Origin of the sequence: Cyclobacterium xiamenense (assembly GCF_042140265.1) — a bacterium.
In the GTDB taxonomy this organism is placed as follows: Bacteria; Bacteroidota; Bacteroidia; order Cytophagales; family Cyclobacteriaceae; genus Cyclobacterium; species Cyclobacterium xiamenense_A.
On the sequence record NZ_CP159481.1, the window covers coordinates 1,934,116 to 1,958,630 of the forward strand.

General features: G+C 48.0%; 16 protein-coding genes. 9 read left to right on the top strand and 7 right to left on the bottom strand.

Annotation, left to right across the window (positions count from 1 at the left end):
• The first annotated feature begins 74 nt into the window (after positions 1–74).
• Complete coding sequence (locus ABWH99_RS08240; protein ID WP_375585808.1) at positions 75–1,730, top strand: DUF5060 domain-containing protein; 1,656 nt, start codon at positions 75–77, stop codon at positions 1,728–1,730.
• 300 nt (positions 1,731–2,030) lie between these two features.
• On the opposite strand, the gene ABWH99_RS08245 is transcribed toward ABWH99_RS08240, so the two are convergent.
• Positions 2,031–3,089, bottom strand: coding sequence for a carbon-nitrogen hydrolase family protein (locus tag ABWH99_RS08245; RefSeq protein ID WP_375585809.1), 1,059 nt, complete (start codon positions 3,087–3,089; stop codon positions 2,031–2,033).
• A 782-nt stretch (positions 3,090–3,871) separates the two neighbouring features.
• Here ABWH99_RS08245 and ABWH99_RS08250 point away from each other — a divergent pair.
• The 8 genes from ABWH99_RS08250 to ABWH99_RS08285 all read left to right on the top strand — a co-directional run bounded on the left by ABWH99_RS08250 (position 3,872) and on the right by ABWH99_RS08285 (position 14,589).
• Positions 3,872–5,005: a hypothetical protein gene (locus ABWH99_RS08250; RefSeq protein WP_375585810.1), complete on the top strand. Its 1,134-nt coding sequence runs from the start codon at positions 3,872–3,874 to the stop codon at positions 5,003–5,005.
• A gap of 197 nt (positions 5,006–5,202) precedes the next feature.
• On the top strand, positions 5,203–6,132 hold the full coding sequence (locus ABWH99_RS08255) for a hypothetical protein (protein WP_375585811.1): 930 nt from the start codon (positions 5,203–5,205) through the stop codon (positions 6,130–6,132).
• A gap of 385 nt (positions 6,133–6,517) precedes the next feature.
• A complete protein-coding gene (locus ABWH99_RS08260; RefSeq protein ID WP_375585812.1) occupies positions 6,518–7,774 on the top strand; it encodes an MFS transporter in 1,257 nt (418 codons plus the stop codon).
• 25 nt (positions 7,775–7,799) lie between these two features.
• Complete coding sequence (locus ABWH99_RS08265; protein WP_375585813.1) at positions 7,800–9,293, top strand: arabinose isomerase; 1,494 nt, start codon at positions 7,800–7,802, stop codon at positions 9,291–9,293.
• A 27-nt stretch (positions 9,294–9,320) separates the two neighbouring features.
• On the top strand, positions 9,321–10,859 hold the full coding sequence (locus tag ABWH99_RS08270) for a sulfatase (protein ID WP_375585814.1): 1,539 nt from the start codon (positions 9,321–9,323) through the stop codon (positions 10,857–10,859).
• A 30-nt stretch (positions 10,860–10,889) separates the two neighbouring features.
• Positions 10,890–13,856, top strand: coding sequence for a glycosyl hydrolase (locus ABWH99_RS08275; RefSeq protein ID WP_375585815.1), 2,967 nt, complete (start codon positions 10,890–10,892; stop codon positions 13,854–13,856).
• Positions 13,857–14,027: 171 nt separating this feature from the next.
• Positions 14,028–14,168 (top strand): hypothetical protein, encoded by a 141-nt coding sequence (locus ABWH99_RS08280; RefSeq protein ID WP_375585816.1) that lies wholly within the window; start codon positions 14,028–14,030, stop codon positions 14,166–14,168.
• A gap of 31 nt (positions 14,169–14,199) precedes the next feature.
• Positions 14,200–14,589 (top strand): Uma2 family endonuclease, encoded by a 390-nt coding sequence (locus ABWH99_RS08285; RefSeq protein WP_375586557.1) that lies wholly within the window; start codon positions 14,200–14,202, stop codon positions 14,587–14,589.
• Between the two features lie 356 nt (positions 14,590–14,945).
• Here the strand turns inward: ABWH99_RS08285 and ABWH99_RS08290 are convergent, their stop codons facing one another.
• The 6 genes from ABWH99_RS08290 to ABWH99_RS08315 all read right to left on the bottom strand — a co-directional run bounded on the left by ABWH99_RS08290 (position 14,946) and on the right by ABWH99_RS08315 (position 24,511).
• Positions 14,946–15,242: an ERCC4 domain-containing protein gene (locus ABWH99_RS08290; protein WP_375586558.1), complete on the bottom strand. Its 297-nt coding sequence runs from the start codon at positions 15,240–15,242 to the stop codon at positions 14,946–14,948.
• A 389-nt stretch (positions 15,243–15,631) separates the two neighbouring features.
• The gene (locus ABWH99_RS08295; RefSeq protein ID WP_375585817.1) at positions 15,632–16,282 is read right to left on the bottom strand and encodes a TetR/AcrR family transcriptional regulator; all 651 of its coding nucleotides are present in this window, start codon (positions 16,280–16,282) and stop codon (positions 15,632–15,634) included.
• A gap of 310 nt (positions 16,283–16,592) precedes the next feature.
• On the bottom strand, positions 16,593–19,313 hold the full coding sequence (locus tag ABWH99_RS08300) for a sialate O-acetylesterase (RefSeq protein ID WP_375585818.1): 2,721 nt from the start codon (positions 19,311–19,313) through the stop codon (positions 16,593–16,595).
• Position 19,314: 1 nt separating this feature from the next.
• On the bottom strand, positions 19,315–21,624 hold the full coding sequence (locus ABWH99_RS08305; RefSeq protein ID WP_375585819.1) for a glycoside hydrolase family 95-like protein: 2,310 nt from the start codon (positions 21,622–21,624) through the stop codon (positions 19,315–19,317).
• Positions 21,621–23,087, bottom strand: coding sequence for a sulfatase (locus ABWH99_RS08310; RefSeq protein WP_375585820.1), 1,467 nt, complete (start codon positions 23,085–23,087; stop codon positions 21,621–21,623). Before ABWH99_RS08310 ends, ABWH99_RS08305 begins: the two co-directional genes overlap by 4 nt.
• On the bottom strand, positions 23,084–24,511 hold the full coding sequence (locus ABWH99_RS08315; RefSeq protein WP_375585821.1) for an alpha-L-fucosidase: 1,428 nt from the start codon (positions 24,509–24,511) through the stop codon (positions 23,084–23,086). Before ABWH99_RS08315 ends, ABWH99_RS08310 begins: the two co-directional genes overlap by 4 nt.
• Positions 24,512–24,515 lie beyond the last annotated feature (4 nt).

The following is a 24,515-nucleotide window of genomic DNA, read 5'->3' on the forward strand; positions in this document are numbered from 1 at the left end:
GAATTTCATTTAATTGGGTCGTGCATTCGCCAATACTATCAAAGCACCGAGTATTTAATCAGGTAGGTATTCCCATGAGACCAGTTATCGCTTTTTATTTTACTATCGCAATTTTCTCTTCCCCGGCAAACCATTGTGTGGGCCAAAACGTCATGGAACGGGACTCGAAACAGGCCCTTCACTATGGTGTGTACGAATTGAGTTTCCACACTTCCGAAAAGGGGAAAGATCCGTTTTATGAACTGGACCTGAAACTTGTTTTTACCTTGCCCGGAGGTAGCCGCGTCACCGTGGATGGGTTTAACGATGGTGGATCATTGTTTAAGGCCAGAGCGTATTGTGAGGAACCGGGAATCTGGACATGGGAATCCAAGTCCAATGACCCGGCCATGGACGGCTTGTCCGGATCATTTGAAGTGCTGCCCTCTAAGCTAAAAGGAAAGCTGCAAGTTCATCCCAAAGATCCCTATCAATTTGCCTATGACAATGGAGATTGGTTTCTGCATATCGGGGATACCGGCTACCGGTTTGTCGTGGCTTCAGAACCATTCTGGAAGGAATACATCGACCAGGCGAGTGAAATGGGGGCAACTAAAATACGGACCTGGTTTGCTATGGAACGTTCGGGGGTAAGTGATCTTTTCGAGGGAGACGGTAAAACCATTGCCTTGAATTACTGGCGGGAAATAGAACGCCGGATTAGTTACACCCTGGAAAATCATCCCCATATGGTGTTGCAATTGATTCCCTACGCGGAAGATGCAGACCTTATCAATAGCTATGCGTCGGGCAATCCGGCCGCCCAAAAAGTGGCGCAGTACGCCCAGGCCCGCTGGTCATCCTTTCCCAACATCCAATGGACCATGTCCAACGACATGGTGATCGTAACCAAGGATAGTTTATCCGGAAGAGAGGTTCATTTCCAAACCATCCACTTGATGGGCAGCGACATGGCTGCCAGAGAACCCTGGGGAACCTTGCTTACCAATCATCAGTCACGATTTAAAGGCTATGATTTTGTGCAGGAGACCTGGTCCGATTTTGTAACCCTGGAAGACCTGGATCAGGTAGCTGGCTTAAAAATTCTGGAATACCGAAAAAAAATCAGGCAACCGATTGTCAACGATGAGGACCGGTACGAACTGTATCGCCCTGCTGCTCACAGACGGTATTTTTTCAGAAGGCTGATGTGGGCCTCTCTTCTTTCAGGAGGGCATGCAACCTATGGGGGGCTGAGAACCTATGAAGCATACGGTGGGCACAATATTGGTCCCCGTGGCCAGATGAGTAACGATTATATTCCATTCGAAGGGATGGAAAAGGGTGTTTCCGGTTATTTTGATGCCAATAAAAAGGGCATTCTTTTCCAGGGCGGGCATGATTTCCGGCATATCCATCAATTCTTTTCTACCGCAGGCATCGATCTGGTAGGGATGCAACCCGATGATGGGATGGTGGGTAATGCGCCTTTTACCTACAAATGCATCCGGGACGAAGAGAACATAATCATTTACCTGGCAAACCCATCGGGAGAAAACCCGGAAACCGACTTTCCAGCCAGAGCGGTTCCTTATGTTGAACTGTATCTGGAGGAAGGTGAGTATAAGCCACAATGGTTTGATCCCGATGCAGGTACCTGGGTTAGAAGTGGGCGAATCATGGGGGGACAACACAGGCTTGTAGCACCCTCTATCGAAGACTGGGTCCTGCTGATAAGGAAGCTGGACTAGCATTTTTATAAGGTGCTCAGTTTAGTGCGTTTCAGAATGTCTTTTTCTGGTTCTATTTTAAATTTTTAGATGACCGATGACGTATTTTTTTAAAACCTGTAAATCAATGAATTGAAAAGCCCTCATCCTCATCCCGGTTTCTGTGTTTTTTAAAAAGTCAGGTCTCGGAATGGCAGGCCAAAGAAACGCCACCTTATTCTTGGGTAAATAACGAACCAAAGCCAGGGAGAACGTTTTATTTACTAAACGAAAAGATTCATTTTTCAAAATGTTTACAAAAAAGCTAGTTTAACAGATTCGTTAGCTTTTTTTCAACGTCATGGAATTTCTGGCCTTGATTTGCGCCATTTCCGAATCATGCCGGTGTTGGTCGTAAGTTTTTAGGTTAAATTCTTTCAGGATATCTGCAAGTTTAACCTCCGGGGATACGCTTTCAATTATCGACCACTCTTCTTCGTGAAAGTTGGTTATGCGAATTTTCCGCCCGTATTTTTCCTTGATTTTATCGAAATCCTTAACAAAAGGCCAGGTATGTAAAAATGATTTTTCCAGGTTCACAGGGGCACAATACCAATTTTTTTCCCAAGCCCCGGTTTGTGCCAATTCGCTGCCCGTAATGTCCCAAAGTTTGGAACTTCCTTTTCGGGTACTGGTGGCAAGTACATACCGATGAAGCAAGGCTTTTGCCTGCAAGCTCCGGCCCCCTCCATAAGCAGAGGGCCAGAAAACGATTTCTGCGTCTTTTTCCTTCAATTTTTTCCATCCGTCGTCCCACATGACATCAAAGCATATCTGTATGCCTACTTTCCCAAAATCCGTCTGGAATACTGGCGGGTCAAGTGGACCGGGCGTAAGTCCGTTATTTATTTCATTTTCGGTCAGGTGGATTTTCCGGTATTCTCCAACCCGAGAGCCATTTCTATCTAATAATACGGCCGAATTAAATACGTTGCCGTTTTCTTCCGTATTTACCGCAACCACCAGGTAACAGCGGTTAGCCTCAGCAAAAGCCGCCATGCGGGGCAAAACGCGATTGGAGAGGGCTAATTTCTCCGGCAGGGTATATTTTTTACCCACGTTGGAGGTGTGAAAAACCTCCGGTAAGCAGATGATGTCCGGTTGGTTTACCAGGACTTTTTCCATAATGGAAAAAATCCGTTCAAACATTTCTTCGGCCGTGTCCGCGTATATATCTGTTTGTGAAATACCTGCCACCCAGACTTCCCGGGGTAGTTTTTCCGAAACTTCCGGGGCTAGCAACGACTGGCCGTTGACAGACAGCATGCCCATCGATGAGATACCAGAAGTAAGGGCAGCTGTCTTTAGAAATTTTCTACGGGGATTGGGTTTCGTATCCATACGTTGTTAATTTAATGCGGTTCAATCTATGGCTTGTAAGCGAAACGGTTACAGCAGTGGTAATTTACCGAACCTTTTTCATTGGTTATAGAAATGAGTTAAGTTTTTGTCACCATGCCCAGAAATAGGCGTGAAAAGGGTCATTTGAATCGTGGAACCTGTAAAAGGAAATCCTCTAGTAACGTACGATAGAGCCTGGCAAAATCTACTTTTTCAGTGTACTGGAACGCATCATTCGGTTAGGGATGGTCAGCCATACATCAACGAGTATACCTACTGGTACAATCGCCATAAAATGGAAGAAGGGATTTATGCAAATTTAATGCATGGGATGGTGGTGAAGCCACCTTTTCCGCACAAAGCCATTGTTTGATAAGTGGCTTATCCATTTGCTTGATTTATTTTATTTCAATTTTTCGTTGTTAACAATCAGGTGTTTGGGTCAATGCTATTTCAAAAACGGTTGGGAAAAATTTTAAACAATGGTTTTAGCTCTAACGCTTGAGGTCCCTTCTTAGGAGTTAATTTCGCACATTCCGGTGGCAGATAGGCTTAATGGAGAAAATCCGTTCTTGCTAAAGGAAGGGAATACCTAAAACTAACGGAAGGTGTAGCTACAGCGAAAACCTAGGCGAAGGCGAAGAAATGTGATAGCCAGTTAATCCAAAAAGATGCGGGTAAGACCAAGGTATACCCTATAAAAACCGCTATATTGCCCGTACCTGATAGCGTCGGGGAGGTGGGTGATTTGAGCGTTTTTCTACTTAACTAGATATTTCAAAATGGTCAATTTTCGTATTTTTCTACTAGTGCTAATGGCATCGGTCTATGGGTGTGCCGACCGCGAAAACCGCGCTGGCAAAAGTTCCGGTTCAAACGAATGGGAACTTGTGATTTTAGACTCTATTCAGGTGGATCATTTAGCAGAGATAAGAGAGGGAATTTTTTCCAATGGGGCTGGCCTTGTTAAGGACATATCAGGCAACACCTTGACGAAGTTTGACTCCTTGGGGAATATCTTGGTAAAAAAAGAATTCCCCAAAGAGGGTCCAGGATCGGTTAAGTGGTTAGAGACGTTGGTTGAATACAATGGGGAATATTTCGGGACAAGCTCATTCAGCGATATTTATCGCTTTGATGCCGCGCTAAATTTAAAAGAGAGTCTGAAAATGCCCTTTATGGGTGAAAGCAGGGGAGGGGCTTACAACCGGAAAAATATCGCTTTTTGGAATGAAAAAATACTGCTGTGGTATCCGGGGCGAAACGGCGTCAGTCCATATATGGACTATTTTTACAGAGACTATCCGCTGTTGGAATTATATGATCCTCTATCAAAAACATCCAAACCGGTTGTTAGAACACCGCGTAGTTCGAAGTACAGCAGTGATGATTTTTTTGGTCGTCCTTCGATCAATTTTGCCATAGAAAATGACAGTTTGTACCTTGTCTTTTCCAATGAACCGAAAATTCATGTGTATGAGATGGGTGATAGTATCCGCTGGAAAAGAAGCATCGATATGGATCCAAGTGACTTCAAATTGATTCCCGGACAGCAAACCCCCGTTACCTATAAGGAATATACTAGAATGAATGAAGCTCAGATTCATGGCATTTATGCTGATCCGGATCATGTTATTGTCACCTATTACGGCGGAATCGATGAAGATACTTTTGTGAGTTACAAATTAAGGGAAAAAGAGAATTTTGCCAGATACCCTGAATTCCGCAAGCATTATATTAAAATCTACAGGCATGGGTATGGTTGGTCCAACGAGTTGCCGGTTCCTTCAAAAATCAAATTTTTCTTGACGATCGAATCTGCGGACAAGGCCTTTTACGCCCTTAGAGATGATGACTTTATCGGTGAGGAACAAAATTACCTTACCTTTTACAAGCTTAGACTGGTGGAAAAATGAATTTTAGGTTCGTATTAGTCATGCTGTCGATCTCCCAAATCGCATGTTCAAAAATGCAAAATTCGGATTTGGATACGTTTTCAACCGATTGGGAACTCTTGATTCTTGACTCGATTCAGGTAGGCTACCTGGGGAGTGTTGATGGTGGAGATTTTAGAAATGGGAAAGGAGTGTTTTTTAATTTTCAGGAAAATAAATTGATTGCATTTGACTCCACTGGAAAAATTCATCACGAAACGTCTTACCCAACAGATGGCCCTGGTAAAGTTCAATACCCAACCCAACTCCGGTACACGGATGACGGAAGGCTTTTTGCAGCGAGTTTCATGGGATGGTTGTACGAGTTGAATCCGGATCTAACCTTGAGGCAAGAGATAACCCTTCCATTTCCAAGCCAGGCTCACGACGGAGGGGGATTTTTTCGGAATTTGGATTTTTGGAACGATTCGTTGGTCAGTTACTATCCCGGCAGGGATGGGGCAAACCCTTACGATCCACATTTTATCCGAGACCATTTTTTGTTAGAAAAAATTGATCCGACAACAGGAGGTTCGGTACCACTTATTAGGATCCCCAGTACCTCGAGGTATTTCTCTGATAGATTTTATGAAAGGCCTTGGATCCAGTTTGGTATTTCGGGTACCAGACTTCACCTGGCATTAAGCAATGAACCGATGCTTCATGTCTTCGACCTTACTGATGGAGGCTCTTACCTACACACGGTAAATTTTAAACCTTCAACCTTTTTGGATAATGGCGAACACGAAGAGAAATATCAATATATCTCTGGAAGCAGAATGCTTGATGGGGCGATAAGACAGCTTTTTGTGACAGAAAAAGGGACAGTCGTTTACTATGATGAAGGAATTAACGAAGAAATATTCTCACAAAACGAATTGAACCTTCCAAAAAACTTCCCCAAATACAAGGATTTTCAGAAACAGGTGCTGAAAATCATTTCCCACGATACCATTCTTTCCAATGAAATCATCGTTCCATACCGAATTGGGAGAATTATGAATATCGAAGGGCTAGACAAGCCCTTTTATGCCCTAAGAGATGATGACTTTGTCGGTGAGGAGCAAGAATACATCACATTTTATAAACTTCTTTTAGCGAAGAAATAACCCTCTGCATGTTACTTGAAACTGTTTTTATCATAAATCTGCCCAATTGAATTAGTAGAAGGGGGCATGGGGGCACCAGGTCATATTGTTTATTCCTGGTATGGTGTTTGAACCTTTTTAATTTATTTTTGGACACCTCACACCTACAGCGAGTGATGCTAACGGGCACAGGCCAACACCGGCCTTTTGTTAACAAGTGGATTAACAAAACCTTCTTTACCTATCATTTTTTCACTTAGTTTGTTAGATTGGTGTTTATGATAGAGTAAATTATAGATTAAAATTGTGTTAAAAGTCGTTTTATCACAATTATCTTGCAAATTGCTAGTTGGCACCTGTTTTTAGCATTAAAAATACATTCGTTACAAATTGGAGCGTTAAGTAAATGAGCCCAAAAATCCGCTGGTACATACTGGCCCTGGTATTTATTGCCACCGGCCTTAATTTTCTGGACAGGCAGGTATTGTCCATGACCATCATCAAGATCCAGGAGGAGCTGAATATCTCCGATGTGGAATACGGCTGGGTGAATACCGGATTTTTGATCAGTTATGCGCTGATGTTTACAGTTGGAGGTCGCCTGATAGACAACGTGGGTGGAAAGTTGGGTCTGGGATTGTCCGTGGGACTTTGGTCGCTGGCCAGTGCACTTCATGGGGCAATGAGCAATTTTTACCATTTGCTGGGATTCCGGTTTCTTCTGGGCATGGGAGAGGGGGGCTGTTTCCCCGGAGCAGCCAAAACGGTGTACGAATGGTTTGGTGAAAAGGAGCGGGCACTGGCCAATGGAGTTGCCATCGGTGGTGCTGCGATCGGCGCGGTGGTAGCTCCTCCATTGACCATTGTGATATCCGGCCAGTATGGTTGGCGATGGGCATTTATTCTTCCGGGCATTTTTGGGATCATTTGGGTGATCGCTTGGTTTTCCACATCCTGGAAAAAAAGTCTACAGAACCTGAATAGGAAAAAATCCGTTCAGACCGGGCAAAGCCAACAGCTTTCTCTTTCAAGTCTGCTTAAAATCCGTACGGTATGGATTTTTATACTGATCCGGTTTTTATTGGATCCCGTGTTTTACTTTTTGATGTTTTGGGTGCCCAAATACCTCAATCAGGAGCGGGACCTGTCCTTTGAAAGGATAGGAGAACTGTTTTGGATACCTTTTCTGGCCCTCGGACTGTCCAATATCCTGGGAGGCTGGTTTTCGGACAAATTGATTGCCCGTAATCTGTCTATCAACGCTGCCAGAAAGTGGGTCATGGGCTTTGCTGCTGCGGTCACTTTGGTAGCACCTTTCATCTCCACCGTATCCTCAGTAGAAGTGGCCATTCTGCTCATGTCACTGATGATGCTTGCCCATGGTTTCTGGATCACCAATTACATTACAGCGATTACCGATGTTTTCGGTAAATACGCAACTTCTACGGTAGTGGGGCTATCGGGTACCGCCGGGGCAATTTCCGGTATGATCCTGAATCCCGTAATCGGCTGGGTAGCCCAAAATTACGCTTACGGACCCCTTTGGCTCATCTCCGGAATCATGTACCCGCTTGCATTTATCATATTGCTGGTTTTTGTACCCCGCATTAGCGCAATCGCCTTTGACAGTGAGGTACCCTTGCCGCAAACAAACAGGGAATAATAGTTGAATTTTTAACGATAAGAAAATGAACAAGCCGACAAAAGATAGGAATCGAGGAGCTGAAACCCATCAACTCGAGCGGCGCATGGAGTCGAAACCCAGAATAGGGGTTTTTGGAGTAGGGTACTTCAAATACTGGTCTCAGTTTGAGGGCTTACTGGAGGATCTGATGAAAAAGCAGGCGGTCTTCCTGGAGAAGCTGGGAACTCATCAGGTCGAAGTCGTGGATTTTGGTCTCGTGGACGATGCCCAATCCGCTTATGCCCTGGTGCCCAAACTCAAGGCGGCCAATCTGGATTTGATTTTTTGTGACATGCTCACTTATGCTACTTCCAGCACCTTTGGAGCAGTTATCAAAAATATGGAAGTTCCCATCGTTTTGGTGGCCCTGCAGCCGGACAAGGCCATGGATTATAGCCGCGCATCCACCTATATGCAGTTGTATAACGACGACATCTGTTCCCTTCCGGAATTTGCCGGGGTGGCCGTACGGCTTGGCAAGCAGGTTCCGGACGTGATCATTGGCACCTTGCATGATGATCCGCAGGCGGATGCCCTTATTGGGGAGTATTGCAGGATTGCGAAGGTATTGCATGCGCTAAAAACAGCCCGGATAGGCCATATCGGCCATCCAATTGAAGCCATGCTGGACATGCACACGGATGCCACCATGCTTACTGCGCATTTCGGTGTGCATGTGGTGCAGTGTGAAGCCAATCAAATTGTACACCAGTATGTTCATCAGGTGAGCGATGCGGAAGTAGCGGAGGAAGAAAAGCGTATCCTTTCCTTTTTTGATACCCCGGATCCGGTTTCCGACCCCATTTCCGAAAAGTTAAAGCCAGCTGATTTAAGCGTGGCGGCCAAGGCTTCCCTGGCACTTAAGAAATTCATTGCCAGGGAAGCGCTGGATGGCTTGGCCTACTATTACAATGGTGAGGATAATAGTGCTACCCAACTGGTCATGTCCAATCTGATCGTAGGCAATTCCCTACTGACCAGTTCCGGGTTTCCCATGTGTGGAGAATCTGACCTAAAGACCTGTCTGGCCATGTTGATCATGGATCGCCTGGGAATAGGAGGAAGCTTTGCGGAGTTTCATCCGGTGGATTTTAAGGAAAACTTTGTACTGGTAGGACATGACGGTCCGCATAATATCTCCATCGCACAGGGGAAGCCGGTGCTGAGAAGTTTAAAGAAATACCATGGCAAGCCTGGATTTGGTGCTGGCGTGGAATTTAAGATCAAGGAAGGGCCCATTACGATGCTAAGCATAAGCTCTACCTTCGAAGGAAAATTCAAATTTGTCATTGCCGAAGGAGAATCGGTGGAAGGCCCCATCCCACCAACCGGGAATACCAATACCCGGGGTTTCTTTAAGCCGGATGTGCGCACCTTTCTCACGAAATGGATCAAAGAAGGGCCTACTCACCATTTTGCCCTGGGAATTGGCCACCATGCCAGCAGCATTCAGAAAATTGCCAATTACCTGCAGATCGAATCGGTGATTGTGTCCTAATCGAGCTCCAAACCTATACAAACGCGAATGAAAAATACCTTTAATCCCGACTTCTTGCTTACCCGATTGAAATCCAACTGGGGCTTGCACGGTCTTCCCATCGGATATGGCCAACGGGGCGGATTTCGGCTTTTTAAGAACCTGTGTATCCCCGCCTATTCGCTGCTACTGCTAGCCGCGCTACTGTTTTTTACCCGCTGCTCCCAGAAAGAGGCGGAAAATACAAAGCCAAATATCCTGATCCTGTTGACGGATCAGCATACCAATGATGCCATCAGTTATCTAGGCAACCCTCATTTGGCCACTCCCGCCATGGATCAATTGGCGGCAGAGGGTACGTATTTCACTGAATCTTACTGTACCAGTCCGGTGTGCGGGCCTGCCAGAAGCAGCCTGATTACCGGAAGGATGCCGCACGAAACAGGCGTGGTCTGGAATTCCACGCATATTGATTCCTCGCTGCCTACGATTGGCCATCTTTTTCAAGATGCGGGATACCAGACAGCATGGGTAGGGAAATGGCACCTTCCCCAAGCCTATCCTGCCAAAACGAAAATGGATTCGGTGGCTGGTTTTCGGGTGATCCCCTTTCAATCCCTGGATGAGGCCTGGGACCTGGGTGCCGACACGGATGGTCCCATTGCCGATGCGGCAGTAAATTATATTAGGGATTACAAGGGCGAAGCCCCCTTTCTTCTGGCCGTTTCTCTTCACAATCCCCACGACATTTGTCATGTGCCCAGACGGCCAGGTGAGTATGCCCGTGCGGACGAATTGGAGTCACTTCCTCCCCTGCCCACCAACTTCGAAATCGCTGAAGATGAACCAGAATTTCTTGCGGAAAAGCGGTTGATGGATCATTATGGAGATGAACTGTTGTTAACAAAAGACTACACTCCCGAAGACTGGCAGGCCTACCTGTATCATTATTACCGATTTACAGAAATGGTCGATAGGGAAATAGGAAAAGTAATGCAGGCATTGAAATCCAAAGGCCTGGATGATAACACAATTGTCGTCCTGACCAGCGAACATGGGGATGGCGCTGCTGCCCATCGCTGGGCGGCCAAGTTGAGTTTATACGATGAGGCAGCTACGGTTCCCTTTATCATTCGCTGGACGGGACAAATTCCCTCCGGAAGGATAAACCGGGACCAGTTGGTCTCCGGTATGGACCTGGCGCCCACCTTACTGGATTATGCCCGGGTCGAAAATAATGTTCAGTTTACCGGTAAAAGCCTGAAGCCGGTATTGGAAGATCCCCGAAAGAAATTACGGGATTACGTAGTTGTGCAGTTAGCCGACGATAAGCTGGATTCCAGCAGACATGCACGATTGATTCGAAACCGGCGATATAAATATAACCTGTACAATCAGGGAGAACGGAATGAGCAATTGTTTGATTTGTGGGAGGATCCTGGCGAAACTGACAATCTGGCTTACAAAGAAAGTTATCTGCCTGTGAAGGATGAGCTGAAGACTGCATTGTCAACATGGATCAGGGAGAGCGGCGATCCATTTCTGGATTGGCATCCCTTGCCTGAAGGGAGCTCTCTTAGCCGGTAATTTCTAGTGAAACCCCAAAATCTCCAGACCATGAACACAAAAATCAATTACCTTCTTTACCTAACAATTCATTTCGCCGGACTTGCGTTGCCTGGTTTCGGACAAAATGGCCAGGATTACGATGATTTCCAAAGGGAGTTTCAATCCCCGCCTGCTGCTGCCCGCCCTGTTGTCTACCATTGGTGGCTGGGAGGGCATGTAGATAGCTTACGGTTGAAGGAGGAAATCCATGCATTCAAAGAAGCCGGCGTGTCGGGTTTTACCATGTTCGAAATCGGATCACGAGATACGGTACTAGTGGGTACTGGTCCGGAGTTTTTAGGGGAAGAATCCCTGAAAACCATACAATTTGCGGTGGAGGAAGCTGGGAAATTGGGCTTGGATGTTGGCTTGAATACAGCCAGTAGCTGGAATGCAGGCGGCAATTGGCTGACCCCCGAACACGCCGCCAAATCTATTTATCAATCTAAGGTCAATCTTTCGGGTGGCAAACGGCAGGAAGTTACCATTCCCTTTCCCGAAATACCGGAAACGGATCCGAGGGGCAGAAAGCGGATGATCGAATTCGGAATGGATGGAAAACCGGTCTACGCGGAGGAAATCGCCCTACTGGCGATTCCTGAATTTTCTGGCAATAGTCTGGCCGATACCAGTAAAATTCTGGATATCTCCGAATTCTTCAATCCGGAAACAGAGCTGCTGGATTGGGAGGTTCCGGAAGGAGACTGGAAAATTGTACGATACGTCTGCTCCAATTCCGGTGAAAACCTGGTTTTGCCCAGCAAATATTCCGCCGGCCCCATAGTAGATCATTACGATGCAGACGCTACCGCTTTTCATTTCAATTATATCATCGAGCGACTGCAATCGGTACTGGGAGATCTGCGGCAAACAGCGCTGAAAAGCCTTTACATGGCCAGTTACGAGGCCCGGGGCTTTACCTGGACTCCCACGCTTCCGGAGAAATTTGAAGAGATCAATGGATACCAGGTCAAGAAACTATTGCCCATCCTATTTGAGGAAGCGGAATTTTCAGCCGAAACAACAGCCAATTTTCGGGCTGATTTTCAGCGCACCTTGTCCGAACTGATGATTCATAATTTTTACATGAAATCCAAAGAAGTCTGCAATGCCCATGGCCTCAAAAACAACAGTGAGGCCGGAGGACCTGGCCTTCCCTTGCACAACGTTCCCGTGGAACCGCTAAAAGCCCTGGGTAAAGGACTGGATATTCCCAGGGGTGAGTTCTGGATCAATCACGGTCGCTACAACGAAGACGGGATGGATATTTTGCGGGTGGTGAAGGAAGTCTCCTCGGCCTCCCATAGCTATGGTCTGGGAATTGTGGAAATGGAAGCTTTTACTTCCTTTCAACATTGGCAGGAAGGGCCTTTTGAGATGAAGCCCGTCGGTGACCGTGCCTTTGCGGAAGGGATGAATAAAGTGGTCGTCCACGGGTCTACCCACAACCCGGGGGGAACAGGTGTGCCGGGTATCGTGTACCATGCCGGCACTCATTACAACGACAAAAGGGTATGGTGGCCGAAAATCCGACCTTTCAACGAATACCTGGCCAGGGTTTCCTATATTCTTCAGGAAGCTGATTTCCAAGCTGATTTTCTTTATTACTATGGAGATACCATACCCAACTATGGTGGACACAAGCGAGGCAGATTTTCCCCGGGGGCAGGGTATGATTACGAACTGCTCAATACGGAGATACTCCTTGGGCTGGAAGTGCAGGAAGGCAAGATCATTAATCCCATCAATGGAGCGAAATTCAGCGTGTTGGCACTGGCCGAAGAACATGAAATCCATCCGGAGGTATTGCTCAAACTAAAAGAAATGGCAGAAAATGGTGCGGTAATCATCGGGCCCCGACCGAAAGAGATTGCCCGCAGAAAATTAAAATCTGACATGCCTGAGATGCAAGGATGGCTGGATGAACTTTGGCAGGCGGATAAACCAAAGGAAATCTCGGCCGGGGCATCAGTGATTTATCAGGATGCAGACCCGACAGGAATGATGCAGAGGATGGGAATTCCGCCAGATCTCGATTATGCGGACAAGCATTTCTATACCCTGGACTACACCCATTACCAAAAGGGAGACCTGGATTTTTATTTTGTCGTCAATACCACGGGAGATTGGGTTTCCCGAAGCCTGACATTTCGCCAACAGGGGAAGGTTCCAGAAATCTGGGATCCGGTTTCGGGGCAGGTAGCCGCCGCAACCATTTACGAACAAAAGGAGCAGGGAATTGTCGTACCGCTGACACTGGCTCCTTACGAAAGCAAGTTTGTTGTTTTTGCTCCCGGAAAAAGTACCGCCCATTTTACGCAAATCGCTGGAGCCGGTCTGCACCCTCCAAAAATAAGCTATGTGCCGGATGGAATCGAGATATGGGACGAGGGGATCTTCGTTTTGTATGAAGAAGAGGGGGCGCGGGAAATTCACAACAGCATCCGGAAAACCGTGCTGGACGGGTCTTGGGAGGTTTTTTTCCCCGAAGGCTGGGGAGCTCCGGAAAAGGCAGTTTTTCCCGAGCTGACATCCTGGACAACATCCGGTGTGGAGGGGATTAACTATTTTTCCGGCACAGCGCGTTATGAAAAGCAATTTGTACAGCCCCTGCACTCCTCAGACCATGGCGGAGCCAGAACCTATCTGGATCTGGGAGACCTTTCGCATGTGGCGGAGGTCTGGCTGAACGATGAGCACCTGGGCATTACATGGGCCAAACCTTACCGTTTCGACGTGACCGATCTGCTCCGTCCGGGGATCAATAGCCTGCGCATTGAAGTAGCCAATACCTGGTCCAACCGGATTACCGGCGACGCCATTACCGGGGGAAACTTTACCCAAACGCATATCGAGGAAACCAATATCAAAGGGATCAGCCATATCCGGGTACCCTGGGCGGAAGTACCCTTGATTCCGTCCGGATTGTTTGGGCCGGTCACGCTTCGTACCCTGGTACCAGTACCCTTGCCCTAATTGACCGGATTCTTAAGAAGAAATCAGCTAATTAGACCTCACCAAGTCTACGAACAAATCCGGCATTTTACGCGAATGTATGGTTCGAAAATCTCGTCTTCTTACGGTATCAAACCCACAGGCATTTAAATCGGAAATTGACTACCATAAACACAGAATAAGCGAAATAGTATGGCAACTGAAGTCGTAAAGCGGTGGATCAGTATAGATGAGTACCACCAAATGGGGGAGATGGGCATTTTAAAGCCAGATGACCGTTTGGAACTGATACACGGTGAAATAAATATACGAGAGAAGCCCTATTGGAAGTAAGCATGCAGGCATCCTCAATAAATTGACTAGCTTGCTGAATGGACTGTCCAAAAATAAGGCAGTCATCGGTATTCAAAATCCAGTTCAAATGGATGACACGAATGAGCCCGAACCGGACATTTCCCTATTAATATATCGGACGGACTTTTATGCTTCCGCGCATCCGGTCCCTGTCGATGTGCTGGCAATTATCGAAGTGTCAGATGCATCTATTCGGTTCGATGAGGAAGTAAAGTTGCCCCTTTATGCCTCACACGGCATTTTGGAATACTGGATGATCGGCCTGGAAAGCAATCGGATAGAAGTTTATACCAATCCAAAAGAAGGAACCTATACCAGCATCCAACGATACCTTCCCGGCGAGGAAATTCCCCTGATGGCGCAAACACTTTCTGTGAACGAGGTGCTTATTTCAGATTGAATTGATTTGACCGCATAGGAAAAACCAAATGGGAATTTCCCCATGTATCCTAAATATCACGAATTTAGTCGAACAATTTCTAGTAAAAGGTAACTGACTGGACGAATAGATCCCATTACCTATTTTTATTTCTTCAATATTTCTATGAACCGTTCGACCGTCCTTTTCCCTAAATCAGGTACCTCAAGGAGTTCCTCCTGTCCTGCCGAAAACACCGCGTGCAGATTTCCGAATTTCGTCAACAGCCTTTCCGCAGGATCCACGACTATCCCCGGAAAGCCTTCCAGAATGTGAATTTGTTGCCTATGCCAAGCCTGTCGCTTCCGTTTGAAAGGTACAGGGCGAGGGTAAACCCGCTATTTGTCCGGCTTGTCATTGGTACGTTGTTTGAAGCATTGCAGCATCACGGCTGCCGACTCCTCGGTATTTCTGGTTCTCAAAATCGGGATTCGGAAATACAAAGAAATGGTTAGCAAAATGCCGTGAATGGTCTGTGGTAAAAAGTCTGTTTCCTTAAAATCCCCATTTCTTCCCTCCAGAATGAGGCGGGCCGGCACCTCGCTTTTTACCGGTTTGTTGGCTTTATGGAGCAATCGACCATCTTTGATGGATTTGCAGAAATCAAGGGAAGGTTTTCCTTTCCACCAGCAGATCCTGGTCTAAAAATTAGTCTCCTGCCAACAAGGTCTGGCGTTGGGCGATCGGGTTTCCCTTTATCCGTAAGACCTCCTCTCGTGCGGTTGATTTGCGTGTATACGGTGATCTGAAAAGCAAAAAATAGGAAGATTTCAGTAGCCGGGACCTGGAAACATCAGCAATTCATACCCTACTTTACTACCGAAGCGAATTTCTGCAGGCGTTTGGGTCAGCGTATTTAATTCGGCCTACGCACTGTTTTCTGGCAATACTGGTCTCGACACCCGGCAATACAGGACCTTACCCGATAGGTCCTTTCCACATTCTCTAAGGCTACCCGATGCGATGCCTGAGGCGCAAACCCGGTTGGATGCAGGCCGATGCTTGCGGCATGTAGGCACACGATTTATTTTTTAATCAAATCTGCATTTTCGACAAGGTTGTTGTACATCGCTTTGCCTTTTTCTGTCATGTAAGGAACAAGCAGCTGCCAAATATGTTTGGACATGCCCGTATTCTGTTTTTTCGGGCCGGAATCGGAAACCAGTTCTTCATGAGACAGCCAAAACGTGATGATAATCCGGATCGACAATAGAAGTTGCCGGATGTTTTCCTCGGTCGCTTGAATAAAAAAACCATCGGCGATGGCCTGCTGGAGCATATCGGCCATCTGTTCTTTTCGGATCTGTATGGTGTGCTTTAATAGACGGTTGATTTGCGGGTACGTCCGTGCAATCACCAGAACGTCGAGGTTAAAAAACCGAAACTTGTATTGAAAGGATTCCAGGTGTAGTAGCAGCCGGTGAATTTGCTCAAAACTCTCTCCAACGGTATCGGTAGCCCTGTAAGAATCAGACATTTCTGCACGCATCTGTTCGTATATGGCCAGAAGCAAGGCTTCTTTATTCCTAAAATGGTAGTCCAGATTACCGTTGCTGATGCCCATTTCTTTGGCAATATGCCGGCTGGTAACACTTTGAACGCCATCTCTATTGAAAAGCAATATAGCGGTGTCCATTATGCGTTGCTTGGTGTCTATTTTTGTTTTTTTCTTCATCGTTTGAGATGTTGCCTGTTCATCTAACCGATCCCAGGGGTAAAAGTAAAAAAAAATCATGGATGCCCACCATATTCCAGGTCTGTTCGCCCTCTGAGTGTGCTTTAATCGCTAACTGGGAGTAAATCGACACCTCTTTTTGAAAAAGTCTGGGTCCAAGTGGTTCGGATGGGGGAGATAAAGCGATACCCTTCCGCTACCGGTTTTCCCAGGCTTCTTTAAGATGACTACATGGAATAGTTGCTAATTGGTGGTACAGTATACCCACAGATCACGACTGGTATAAAACGATATTCTTCACGTTGAACACTTATCGGTTGACAAAGAAATACCTTATCCGGCACGCATTTCCGCTACTTTTTGGGTTCTTTTCCCCGACCGTTCTTAGTTGCAGCACATGCTTACCGTCCGTCAATCCGGCCGCCAACGTGTAATACCAGGGAAGGTGCAGCTGTTGGCTCCACGGTGTGAATAGATCTTGCTTTTGCCAATTCCGATTGTCTATGCGGTATTCAATAATTCCGGCATCGGGTCCGGATGCAATGGCTATACCGACTGCATTCCCACGAAAGGTAAAATCCAGTGTAGCACCTGCTTCTCTGGCAATAAGCATGGGAACATCCACGTAATTGGCACGTGTTCCCTTCCCATCATCCGGTTTCCAGTTTTCCACCATCTGCCAGCCAGCAACTAGGCGGGCCTTATGTGGTTCAATCAATACCCCCTCTGTGTAATTCGCCGGATCAATGGGTTCGGGCAAATCATAAAGCTGGATTTTTTCATCTGTATCCACCGCTACAGCCCAGGCATTATCCAGAAAGACTTTCATGGACCGGAAATAAACACCCTGCCCAAATGGAGAAGGATGGAGATTTTTAAAGTCTTCTTCCCAGGAAAATTCGCCCGCATCGATGCGTTCGGTTACTTCTTTTGCCAGATTTATAGTTCCTACCTGATAATGTGCGGCTACTTTTTCATGGTTTTTGATTACGTCAGGCACTTGTCCGGATCGGTAGGTATCCATCTTCCCAGGATCCACAAAATGCATCATGACGATATCGGAGGCCGGATTAGGATGCCGAACGTGCCTGACGATTCCTTCCATGGCCCGTACCTGCTCCTCAGGGCTTCTGCCGTTTGCAGCATCGTTTACGGCAGCCTCCACAAAAAGCAGATCCACGGCGCCTTCGCCCGTGACATCCCGTTCCAGCCGGAAAGCGGCGGGAGTGGATCCCATGGAAGGAATGCCCGCATTGATAAATTGGAATTCGGTATCCGGGAAGCGCGTTTGGAGGTAGTTGGAAATGCTGTCACGCCAGCCAGTATTGTAGGTAATGGATCCGCCGAGGAAAGCAACCCGGCCCGTTTTATTCCGCTGAAACCTGATAAGACTGTTTCGAATGCCCTGTCGATGCCTGTGGTAGTTTTCGGAAGAGAGGAGCGGTTGGGGTAATTCAGTATGATACCTAATAAAATCCGCACCCAGTCGGGGCGTTTCAATCGGAAAATGGTGCCCGAACAACGCCTGCTTTCCTTCGGTACAGGGAATAACCGTTGCCGGACCACCGAGTTTAATGTAGCGATCTAGCAGGACAAAGGTGTTTTCCTCCGGAGGAACCACCTGATCGTCCAATCCAATCATATGCAGGATGGGTATCTTTGCCGATGCCAGGGTTTCGAGGTTATCGATCGGATTATTTTCGTAAGCCAGGGCCTCTTCGTCCGAAGCAAAATCATAGGCCTTTTTTAGCCGTTCCCAGTCCGCCTGGCTTCCCTGGCCCGCGCCAAAACCTCCCGGCCAGCTTTTAAAATCGCAGACCGGCGCTTCCGCATACAGGCAGTTCACTTTTTCGGGATTGCGCGTTGCCCAGTTGTAAATAAATAATCCTCCACGGCTTACCCCTTCCAGCGAAACTTTCGGGTGGAGCTTCCATTTGGTGGTCAGGAACTGGTAGAAACGGTCCCAAACCGCCACCGCAGTGGGACTGCCATACATATCGTCCGTGTTGACATAGGCCAGATGAAAGCCTTCGGAAAGCAGTAATTGGTCCATCTCCGTGTGCCAACCCGGAAAGCGTGCCCGCCAAACCCAGGGATTGCCCGGAAGCGGCTTTTCCGGTAAGGTGACATGGGCATACCTGCCTTCGAATCGAAAGGTATACCGCACAAAATCGTTCCATACCTTTTTTTCTCCCGGAAAGGTCGTGAGTTGTGATTTTTCGTTTTCGGAAAGTAGCGATAGATACGCGTTAAAAATTCGTTCACCATGCAGCACTAATCCTTCGGGAGTAAGATGCGTCGCATCTGCTTTTGGAAGTTCCAGCATGCTGGTAAAGGCAACCGCTGCATCTTCTGCGGCTAATTGTCGTTGGGCTTCTACCACCGCCGGGCGTTCTTTTACAAAGGGATGTTCTTCGTCCACTCCAAGAATAACCTTCAGATTCGGAGCATGGAGTACGTTTTGACGCAAATCGAGAATCAGTTGCTTCAAGTGGGCGTAATAGGCCTGAGCAGTCGCCTCATCGGCAGCATCGCTTTCTCCCTGAATCCAAACAAAGCCTCGCAGGCTGACCTCAAATCCCTGCTGTTCCAGATCTTGTATGGCTATTTTCAACGCTGCGGTCATTCGATCGTAGATACCTCCTTCTCCGGGAGCTTTCCAGTCGCGCGCAAGGCCGGTTGCTCCCTTGGTATACTTGAACAATGCAGGGCTGTATCCTGATTTTTTTAGTTCCCGCGCGAAACTGACCTCCGGACCGAAGTGTCCGCTGGGAAATCTTCCCTCCTGGGGTTGCATGGTCACCCATTCTCCGCCGGAACTTTCGTTATCGACAAAGGTCCAGTTCAACAGAATCGATTCATCCAGTTCACTTCCTTCATTCGGGTATTTCGCAGCATCTCCCATCCATCCTTGTGCGTTTGACTGGCCGGCCCAAACGAAAAGATCCAGTGCCTTTTGTGCGGATGCAGCAAACGGGAGCAACACCAAAAGGTGCAGGATAATACCGGTAATTGAGGGAAAATACTTCATGTCAACGCTCCTCTTCTTTGCGGGTAAAAACTACTTTCTCTCCTTCAGCAAGATCAAGCATCAGCTGCATACCTTCCGTTTCGTAGGTTTTGTCAGCGGTAAAGACGTCGGTGCCAAACGGGTTTTCGATCCTTAGTTTTCCTCCCTTTTCGGCGGTGATTTCCACCCGATTAACGTTTCCATTTGACCTGCTTGCAGCCACCAGTAAGGCACCCTGGGTGCGCAAGTTGGTAAAGGAAACGTCCTGCCAGTCTGCTGGAATGGCCGGAAACAAGCGTACCAACCCCGTATGGCTCTGAATCAACATTTCCTGTATTCCGGCCGCAAATGCGAAATTGCCTTCCAAAGTAAACGGGCGGTAGGTGAAGTTGGACTTTCCAGTTCCGGATTGGTCACCGTTCACATGGAAGCTATTTGGCAAGACAAAAGAGGAAGCAAAATCCCGTAAGGCTTGGGCAGCGCCTTCTCCATCTCCCGCTCTGGCCTTTAGGTTTCCCAGCCAGGCGAACGAATAGCCGGTCCAATTCGATGATCCCAGGTTATCCAAATGGGCAAGGGTGTTTTCAATGATTTTGCGGTCATTCTCTCCATGGGAGGAATCGATCAGGCTTAGTGGATGAATTGCCATCACCTGTGACAAATGCCGGTGGGATTCCTCCAGGGGCTGGCCGGGCGCCACCATCAATCCGGTTTCGTCGGTGGCATAGTCGGGCCATTCCTTTAAGGCACCGGCCCATTCCTCTGCCTCCGCTGTGTAGCCAAGTTCCCTCGCCAGTTCGGCGGCAGTGGTATAGGTCCAACGGATAAGGGCCAGGTCGTAATTGCTCATTTGGTCGTACCAGGCGCGGGCTTCGTTGTTATGAATTTCTGGACTGGATGACAGGGGGAGTTTTCTATTTCCCGCTTCATCGATTGTGGAAATTTCCTCCAGAAACAGGGCCACCTCTCGTATCCAGGGATACGCCTCCTTTTCCAAAAATTCCCTATCCATTGAATACCTCCAATGCAAATAGAAATGATGTCCCAACCAGGCACTTACGGTGGGACCGAATGCATACTGTATCCAGCCTCCCATGGGGTCTCCTTCCAGGGTGGTGACCCCGGGCACGTTCAACCCATCTGCACCAAAATAGGCACGGGTATACTTTTTGAAGGTAGGTTTGTGTTGATTGAGCCAGTCAATAAAGCCCTGTTCCAGGGCGAGGTGATTTCCGGTATACGTGGGCCAGTAGCTCAATTGGGTATTGAGGTCGTGGTGGAAATCTCCTTTCCATGGCGGCAGTTTGCCATTATCGGCGGTCCAGACACTCTGCAGGGAAATGGGAGGCGCCCCTTGCCTTGCAGCAGCTCCCAATTTGTACATGTCCATGTAATACTGGTGTTGCAACAGACTATCGGGAAGGTCTACGGAGGAGGCTTTCCAGTAGGTATCCCACCAGGCCTGATGCGTTTCCTCGTAAGAATCCATTCCTTTTGCAAGAGCGCTTTCGGTGACCTGAGTCGCGGTATTCCCTGTGTTCTGATTTTTTTTACCAGAGCTGATGCTCCAGGATCCTTCCAGTTGACCTCCGGCTTCTTTCCACCTCGTAGATACTTGAAAGCGGAAGTTGTTCCAGCCTTCCTGCTCGTAGGTCATGTTGTTTTCTCCACGAGCGAGTTCTCCGGCCGGGTAGCCCAGTCTTCGCAGGTCCTGACCACTAACCGGATTGTCCAGGCCTGCAGTCCCCTCGCCTACATATGGAGGCGGCACGATTGTGGGCAAAATGGGTGTTTCCAGGTTTTCAAACCGGTACCAGCCCATGGGCTCGGTGGCGTGTACGAAGGTATGCAATACCACGCCATTTTGCCATTTGACCGTACAACTGGCTTTTTGCAGGTCCAACTTTACGAACTCGACTTCCCCCCATGTTGCAATGTCAAATTCAAGTGCCGCACCAGGGATTTTGGACGGACCGGCAAGGGTATCGTAGGGGAGGTCAAACTGCCTTTGTACCTCTCCGTATTCCTTTGCTTTCCAGCGGTTGGTCACCCATTTGAAATCGTAGTTATCAAAGTCAAGGTTTTCCATGCCTCGTAAATCCCAAAGGTCTGCCCGGTCTAGTGATAGCCGCAGTTTGCCCTCCTTTTCCCAGACCAGTGCTCCCAGCATGGCATTGCCCAGGGGAATACCTTCGTCCCAGGTAAGGGCAAGGTCCGGAAAACTACGTTCCATGTAATATGGCGCCGATTTCTTGGTTTCCTGCAGGCTGCAGGCTGCTGAGACCATCGTACCTAACAGGACAAGGCAATAGTAGTTAAAATTTTTCATCATCGTTTCTCTTCGGGTTGATAGGACGGATTGGGAAATGGTAATTTTACCGCCATTTCCGCTATCCATTGATGTAGTGTATTAGCCAATCGGCTTTTTATCTTTGGTAAGGACTTGCCGATGTCGGAGTTTTCCTCCGGGTCCTTTTCCAAATTATATAGCTCACTTTCGTTTGTTTCAAAAAAATGGATCAGTTTATACTGGCCTTCCCTGATGGCTGCCGATGGCCGCCCACCCAGGCCTCCGCTGTAATGGGGAAAATACCAAAATAAGGGACGTACGTCCAATTTTTCGCCAGTCAGCACCGGTTTCAAGCTGATCCCATCCAGGTGTTGCATAGGCCGGAGCTTGCTGCCTGCCATGTCCGGCACGGTTGGATACAGGTCGGTTCCGGTTACCGGAAAAGTAGAACTGCTGCCGGGTTCGATGTTATTCGGCCATCGAAAGATCAGCGGCACACGGATGCCTCCTTCGTACAGATAGCCTTTTCCAGTCCGAAGGGGAGCATTTGAGGTGGGGATTTGCCCGGCGAGGTTGCTGCTGGCCATGCCTCCGTTATCGGAAGTGAATACGACCAGGGTATTTTGGTCCAGACCCTCCTTGGCAAGGGCATGCATGAGCCTTCCGATATTTTCGTCCAGGCTTTCCACCATGGCTGCATAGTCCGGGCGGTCCTGATGATTCTTAAAAAAGGTGCCGTTTTGCTGGTCGAAGGCGGGTCCCTCGTATTTCGATGTACGGCGTTTTTCCTCGTATTTTTTTACTTTCTCCGCTTTTCCCTGAAGGGGTAAGTGTACCGTGTAGAAGGAAAGGAACGCGAAGAAGGGTGCATCCTTTTTTTCCGAAATGAACCGGATGGTTTCTGCAGTTAGCCGGTCGGTGAGGTATTCTCCTTCCGGACCATCCGGCAGTTGGGGGTTGTTGTAAGGAGAAAAATACCCTCCGGCGGGATGACCGGTATGGTTGCCTCCCCTATTTATTTCAAAACCCTGATTTTCCGGATAATATTCTTCGGTTTCACCCAGATGCCATTTTCCAGCGAAAAAGGTTGCATAGCCGGTCGCCCGAAAGGCTTCTGCCATGCTGGTCTCCTCAGGGTCCAGAAATAGCTTAAAGGGATGGGACGCCAGTTGCTGGTTAGGATGGGGGCCGTAGTGACGATTGCCCGGTATGTAGTCCGTCAGATTTAATCTTGCCGGGTATTTCCCGGTCAGGATGGCCGCCCGGGAAGGCGAGCAAATCGGGCTGGCCGCATAGGCATTGGTAAAGACCATGCCTTCGGACGCCAGCTTATCGATGTTCGGTGTTTCGTAAAAGCGACTCCCGGTGAATCCCAGGTCCTGATACCCCAAATCGTCTACCAGGATAAACAAAACGTTTGGGGGGCTTCCTTCCCTGACCTGCGCCCAAATGAATTGGGGGAGCAGGAAGAGGAAAAAGAAAAACAGGTTAAAAGATCGTTTCATTGCAGCGGTTTGTAAACGGACAGGTTTTTTATCTGGGGTTCACCGACGGCAGAAAGGGCTACGACGCGGATTTTACGCGTAAGTACCGGATCGATGGTTACGATATGTTTGTGCCCGATAGCGGATCCTTCGTAAATACTGGTCCATTTTCCGTTTATTTCTGCCTCCAACTCGAATTCTCGTACCCGTTCACCCTTGGAAATGTCCTCTTGTAAGACGATCTGATCGATGTTTTGTGCCTCCTTCAAAACCAAAGGAACGGTATTGCCCGTTCCTGAAACGCTGGCCAGGGGATGGGAAAACCTCCGGTCAATTTCATTGCCAAATTCTTTGAGCCGTTTTACGTCCGGTTCGGGTAACCGTCCGTCCGGATTGGGAGTTACACCCAGGATCAATGTGGTGTTGTGCCCGACGGATCTGTAATACATGTCTACCAACTTTTCCAGCGGATAGATTGTATGAGCTCGGTTGGGTTCCCAAAACCAATCGTGTCCTTCATTTCCGCGAAGCGGAGCATCGCTCATCGCAGGCATGTAGTAGCTGCCGTTGGGGTCACCGGTTTTCAAAAGTTGGAAATTATTGGCGCTGATTTCCTTTCGGGCGCTTTCCCCGGCGCCTATGGCCGGGTAGGGAAAAGTTCCCCAACTGGGATAGGGTACGGTACCCGTTTCGCTTCCGCCCCAGCGGATGTCCGCCCGCTGTAAGTTGTGGTAAAAAATCGCATTTGGCTGGTGCTGTTCAAATACCGAGAGCACATCCGGACCTCCTTGCTCGGGACCGTGTGCACCCCCATCAAACCATACCATTGCCCAGTCGCCATAGTTGGTAAATATTTCTTCCACAATCTTTTCGATCATTTGATTGTAATGTTGCTGCCGGTTGTCGGCAAACTCGTTGTCTCCCTGAACCTTAAAGTCGTAGACGCCATAATAGGCATTCCAGCGGGTGCCGATATACACTGCCGGAAGTATTCCGTGTTTTTCGCATGCTGCTTTAAAATCCCGGAGAATGTCTCCCTTGCCCTGCTGCCAGTCCAACGCTTTCATGGAATAAGGTGTCGCATCGCTTTGGTGAAAAAAGAAACCGGTTTCGTGGCTGACGGTAAAGATCGCAATTTTAAATCCTGCCGATTTCAGCGAGCGGATCCACTGATCCATATCGTATTTTTCCGGATGGAAGGTATTGTAGTCTTCCACCGGCGTAATTCTCACCTTGGGCTGAACGTAGAATTCTCCATCAAATACGTGCAGGTCCCAACAAACCAGTGCCGCTAGTTCGGCCTCCTGCCATTGCAATTGAGCAGGTGTAGGAATGGGGATCCCGTGTTGGGCTATTGTATTCAGCCAGGGAGCCAGACATACGCACAGGGTTATCAATACCTTAGGGTAGGGTAGTTTTTTATTATTGGTAGGGAAATACTTCATGCGG

Excerpts from the sequence above, each read along its gene's own strand:
- ABWH99_RS08240 (WP_375585808.1), top strand. The coding sequence starts at position 75 with ATGAGACCAGTTATCGCTTTTTATTTTACTATCGCAATTTTCTCTTCC.
- ABWH99_RS08245 (WP_375585809.1), bottom strand. The coding sequence starts at position 3,089 with ATGGATACGAAACCCAATCCCCGTAGAAAATTTCTAAAGACAGCTGCC.
- ABWH99_RS08250 (WP_375585810.1), top strand. The coding sequence starts at position 3,872 with ATGGTCAATTTTCGTATTTTTCTACTAGTGCTAATGGCATCGGTCTAT.
- ABWH99_RS08260 (WP_375585812.1), top strand. The coding sequence starts at position 6,518 with ATGAGCCCAAAAATCCGCTGGTACATACTGGCCCTGGTATTTATTGCC.
- ABWH99_RS08265 (WP_375585813.1), top strand. The coding sequence starts at position 7,800 with ATGAACAAGCCGACAAAAGATAGGAATCGAGGAGCTGAAACCCATCAA.
- ABWH99_RS08270 (WP_375585814.1), top strand. The coding sequence starts at position 9,321 with ATGAAAAATACCTTTAATCCCGACTTCTTGCTTACCCGATTGAAATCC.
- ABWH99_RS08275 (WP_375585815.1), top strand. The coding sequence starts at position 10,890 with ATGAACACAAAAATCAATTACCTTCTTTACCTAACAATTCATTTCGCC.
- ABWH99_RS08280 (WP_375585816.1), top strand. The coding sequence starts at position 14,028 with ATGGCAACTGAAGTCGTAAAGCGGTGGATCAGTATAGATGAGTACCAC.
- ABWH99_RS08295 (WP_375585817.1), bottom strand. The coding sequence starts at position 16,282 with ATGAAGAAAAAAACAAAAATAGACACCAAGCAACGCATAATGGACACC.
- ABWH99_RS08300 (WP_375585818.1), bottom strand. The coding sequence starts at position 19,313 with ATGAAGTATTTTCCCTCAATTACCGGTATTATCCTGCACCTTTTGGTG.
- ABWH99_RS08305 (WP_375585819.1), bottom strand. The coding sequence starts at position 21,624 with ATGATGAAAAATTTTAACTACTATTGCCTTGTCCTGTTAGGTACGATG.
- ABWH99_RS08310 (WP_375585820.1), bottom strand. The coding sequence starts at position 23,087 with ATGAAACGATCTTTTAACCTGTTTTTCTTTTTCCTCTTCCTGCTCCCC.
- ABWH99_RS08315 (WP_375585821.1), bottom strand. The coding sequence starts at position 24,511 with ATGAAGTATTTCCCTACCAATAATAAAAAACTACCCTACCCTAAGGTA.